The sequence below is a fragment of the Cohnella baijiui genome, from assembly GCF_020731285.1.
Lineage (GTDB): Bacteria > Bacillota > Bacilli > Paenibacillales > Paenibacillaceae > Cohnella.
The window spans coordinates 1-239 of sequence record NZ_JAJFOW010000341.1; the positions used below are offsets into that span (position 1 = coordinate 1).

Genomic DNA, 239 nt, shown 5'->3' on the forward strand with positions numbered 1-239 from the left:
GCGGTGACTCCTCCTCCCATGATACAGGAAGATCGTGCGTTACACTAGCAATGACCTCTCCCATCATGCTTTCTGCTTGTCCGAGATGGGTAGCAATCACCTGTGTGACCTTTTCATCGGGAACATATTGTCTAGAGGAGTGACAGGAAGCACAGATCTTAGTAATGGTTTTTGTTTGTTTATTATATGCTACAGTAACATGACCAATGTATTGACCAAACTTTCCTGTCTGGCAAATC

At 43.9% G+C, this 239-nt stretch carries 1 pseudogene; it reads right to left on the reverse strand.

What is annotated here, in order from left to right:
* Positions 1-239 (reverse strand): annotated as a pseudogene (locus LKX83_RS32880) (hypothetical protein); the annotation flags it as partial.